The following is a 4182-nucleotide window of genomic DNA, read 5'->3' on the forward strand; positions in this document are numbered from 1 at the left end:
CAATGGCCGTCATCATCATAAAGATGATGGCCAATGGCCCCCAGACGCCTAGCCTATCAACCCACTCACGCAAGGCTTGCTTGTCGGTCAAGACCGACAAGGCGCCGGTCTCCATCAGAATCCAATAAAGGGCCGCCAAGCCGATCAATAGAGTGAGTCCCAAAAAGAGCGTTTGCTTTACGCTAAGCTTGGTTGCCATGTGCATCTCAGTGGTTGTGATTGGGAAGACTCGCATCTCAGCCCTGTACTGTTATGGTGTATCATTCAACGCCCAATATTTCGCGAAACTGGTCGGTCGACACTGCACCATTGATACGCTGCACTTTCCCGGCTTCATCACGGTAGTAGCTGGTCGGTGTTCCCGTAGCACCGGCCTCACGCATGATCTGGGCGTGATTTCTAAGAAGCGCTTGACTCTCTACCGACGGCTCCACCGGCCTTATGCCGCCATTGCGAAATTCCAGTTCATGAGTTTCGAGAGCGTTGGCCGGATTGTCGGATTCAAGGATTGCAGCAGCTTTGCGAAGACTGTCCTCTGATAGCACGCCGACCAGCACGTGGCGAAGCTGTAACACGCCTTGCTCAATGAGCGGGCGCGAATTTTTCCAGAGTGCGTTGCAGTAGGGGCAGTTGGGGTCTGTTAGTGTGTACACAATATGCGATGCATCATCATTCCCCTCCGAGATAAAACGAGTGTTTTCAAACGCACTCCAGGTAGCTTCCAGCATGGGGTCCAGCACCAGGGCCTGAAGCTGGCTTTCCATAACGGCATTGCCCTGCGGGTCGATTAACGTACCAATGACGGCGTAGTCGGAAGAGGAGGAGATATAAGCTGCCATAGGCTCATTATTATAAGACAAGGCATAGCCTTGGAGACCGTCAGGCGCTTCGAAGCTGCCATGGAAGGTGAACCCTTGATCCACCAATGCGGTAATCGACTTGGGCAAGGGAGACTCAGTATTCGTGGCACTGCTGACCTGATGACTCTCATTGGTATCAGTACTTGCTTCCTGCGCCAACGCAGGCAACGTTATAAGACCTAACAGACCTGCAGCAGCTAGGCAATAAGTGATAGGTAGGATATATCTCATGGATGCTCTCTTTATTAGTTTCTGATCTACCCAAGGGGGACGATTGTATTCGGTTGCCAGCTTCATCACTTCTTATTAAAAAAACAGATACTTGATAAGCGCAGCAACACCAAGCCCCAGCGCAATAATCAACAAGATCGCTATTAGGCCCATTCCCGCCATACCCCACATGCAGCTTTCACTTCCCATCATTTTGAATTCCTCGTTAACATAACGGTGTTTGGTTTAGGCCCGCTGAACAGCATCGTTTGGACGTGGTATGGCATTGCCGGTATCCGACGTGAAACGGCGTAGCCGCAACGAGTTAGTCAGCACAAAAACACTGGAAACGCTCATGGCCGCCGCCGCCAGCATGGGGCTGAGCAATATGCCGATGAACGGATAGAGCAGGCCCGCAGCCACGGGGATTAGCGCTACGTTGTAGCCATAGGCCCAAACGAAATTGCCGATAATGGTCCGGTGGGTACGCTTGGAGAGTGCCGTGGCATTGACGATGCCTCGCAAATCGCCACTCATCAGCACCACATCGCCGGACTCGATGGCGATATCGGTACCAGTGCCGATCGCAATGCCTACGTCGGCCTGCGCTAACGCGGGGGCATCATTGATTCCATCTCCCACAAAAGCGACACGCTTGCCCTCCGCCTGGAGACGCCGGATCTCTGCCGCTTTCTGGTCGGGCAGCACCTCGGCGAGAACCTGCTGGATGCCAACCTGCCGTGCGATAGCATCGGCAGTGGCACGGTTATCGCCGGTGAGCATGGCCACGTCCAGCCCTTGGGCTTTGAGTGCTGCGATAGCCTCGGCAGAGCCTTCTTTAAGGGGATCCGCCACTGCGATGACTGCAGCAAGCTGACCGTCTACCGCGGCATAGAGTGGGCTCTTGGCGTTCTCGGCCAACACCTTGGCGCGTGTTTCTGCTTGGCCGAGGTTGATTTCCAGCCGACGCATGTAACGATCAGCTCCTACTTGCACCAAGTGGCCCTCGACCTCGGCTTCAATGCCGTAGCCAGGCTCGGCACTAAAGCGACTGACCGGGGGTAATTCCAGCCCACGGGCCTTGGCGCCCTGTACAATAGCCTCGGCGATGGGGTGCTCGCTTTGAGCTTCCACCGCCGCGACCAGTCGCAGTACGCCGTTTTCATGACCGTTAATAGCTTCGAAGTCGGTCAGTTCGGGGCGCCCTTGGGTCAAAGTGCCGGTCTTGTCCAGTACCACCGTATTCATCTTGGCCAGCGTCTCAAGCGCCGCCCCTTTACGAAATAGCACTCCCATCTCGGCCCCTTTCCCGGTACTGACCATGATGGCCGTTGGGGTGGCCAGGCCCATCGCACAGGGGCAGGCAATTAGCAGTACGCTAACGGTAGTGACGAAGGCAAAGGACAAGGACGGCGCCGGTCCGAAAGCGAACCAGAGTACAAAGGTAATCGCGGCGATAACGATGACCACAGGAACAAACACACCAGCAACCTTGTCGGCTAATTGCTGGATGGGGGGCTTCTCCGCTTGGGCCGTTTCCACCATCTTGACGATCTGCGACAAAACGGTGTCGGCACCAACTCGCGTGGCCCGAAAGGTAAGTGCACCGTTCTTGTTGATAGTGCCACCGACGACTTCGGAATCCTGCTGTTTGACGACCGGCACTGGCTCACCGCTGATCATCGACTCATCAATATAGGAGTGACCCTCCTCAACGATGCCATCGACTGGAACACGCTCCCCTGGGCGAACCAAAATACGATCGTCCGTGACGACGGCGTCGATAGGCAGCTCGACGGTTTCATCCTCGCGGATGACGCGGGCAGTTTTCGCCTGTAATTGCAGAAGCTTCTTGATCGCCTCGGAAGTACGACCTTTGGCAATGTGTTCAAAATAGCGACCGAGCAGAATTAGCGTCACGATGACCGCTGCCGCTTCGAAATAGCTCACGGCGGTTCCGACGGGGAAGAGCGCGGGCACCAGCAGGGCGGCGACCGAATAGAAGTAGGCAGCGCTCGAGCCGATCATAACGAGGCTGTTCATGCCTGGATTAAAATGCCGGAGTTCGGCGAAGCCAGTACGATAGAAGCGTGCCCCGGCATAGAACTGCACCGGTGTGGTCAACAACCACTCAACGCCCATCCAGCCGCGATGCGGCATTAGACTTGTTAAAAGCGTGTCAAAAGCGGGAATCACTTTCCCCATGGCGATGATGACCACCGGAATCGTGAATATTGCCGCGAGCACGACTCGGCGGCGAAGCTCAGCTCTCTCCCCGTCCTCGCTGTCCGTCGGTGGCGGCGTATCGGTATCCTGTGGTTCATAGCCTGCCTCGCGGATGGCATGCTGAATACGCGGTAACGAAACGGCTCCCGGCAGGAAACGAACGAAGGCTTTCTGGGTGGCGAGGTTAACACTCACCTCCACTATGCCGGGCAACTTCGTTAGCGTTCGCTCTATCCGAGAGACACAAGATCCGCAACTCATGCCGGTGACGGGTATGTCGAGGCTTTCTACCACCGGTTGATAGCCTGCCGTTTCAATGGCATTGAGTAGGTTAGTGGTTGCGGTACCTGCTTCGACCTGGATAGCCGCCTTCTGTGTGGCGAGGTTTACTTGAGCGTTGATCACGCCTGGCTGCTGGCTGAGTGCACGCTCCACACGCCCAACACAGGAAGCACAGGACATACCACGAATCTCGATGTCGACGTATTGCGTCATAATGACGATCTCCCTGTTAATTTATCGACGACCCGATAGGCAAACTTGATTCCCGTATTCGCTGTCGAGAAAATGCCCAATCATTCAGTCTGCTCAGCGATAGCTTCAACAATCGGGCAGCCTTCCTGCATAGGCCCTTCGCCTGCACACTCACTCAATGTTTTCGATAATACGGCTTCAATCCGCGTGAGGTGTTTGATCTGCTCGCGAACCTTGTGCAGCTTCTCGCCGGCGATGCGTTTAGCTTGTGCCCGGTCGCCATTTGCATCCTGAAGCATTAACAGCTCCCGAATCTCTTGTAGCGTGAAGCCCCACTGCTTGGCATGAACGATAAACTGCAACCGATCCACGGCTTCCAATGGGTAACGCCGATAGTTGGCACCGGTCCTCC

3 protein-coding genes and 1 pseudogene are annotated in these 4182 nt (G+C 55.4%); all 4 read right to left on the reverse strand.

All coding sequences use genetic code 11. The features are described from left to right. Positions 1–199, reverse strand: a pseudogene (locus tag NH395_RS18205) (TVP38/TMEM64 family protein); the annotation flags it as partial. A 61-nt stretch (positions 200–260) separates the two neighbouring features. Beyond that, positions 261–1091, reverse strand: a complete 831-nt coding sequence (gene dsbG / locus NH395_RS18210; RefSeq protein WP_253026909.1) for a thiol:disulfide interchange protein DsbG — start codon at positions 1089–1091, stop codon at positions 261–263. Positions 1092–1316: 225 nt separating this feature from the next. Continuing rightward, the gene (locus NH395_RS18215) at positions 1317–3791 is read right to left on the reverse strand and encodes a heavy metal translocating P-type ATPase (RefSeq protein WP_085917815.1); all 2475 of its coding nucleotides are present in this window, start codon (positions 3789–3791) and stop codon (positions 1317–1319) included. 80 nt (positions 3792–3871) lie between these two features. Beyond that, the coding region (locus NH395_RS18220) for a MerR family DNA-binding protein (protein WP_253026911.1) at positions 3872–4182 on the reverse strand (311 nt) is incomplete at its 5' end.

Origin of the sequence: Halomonas sp. Mc5H-6 (assembly GCF_024124705.1) — a bacterium.
Lineage (GTDB): Bacteria > Pseudomonadota > Gammaproteobacteria > Pseudomonadales > Halomonadaceae > Vreelandella > Vreelandella subterranea.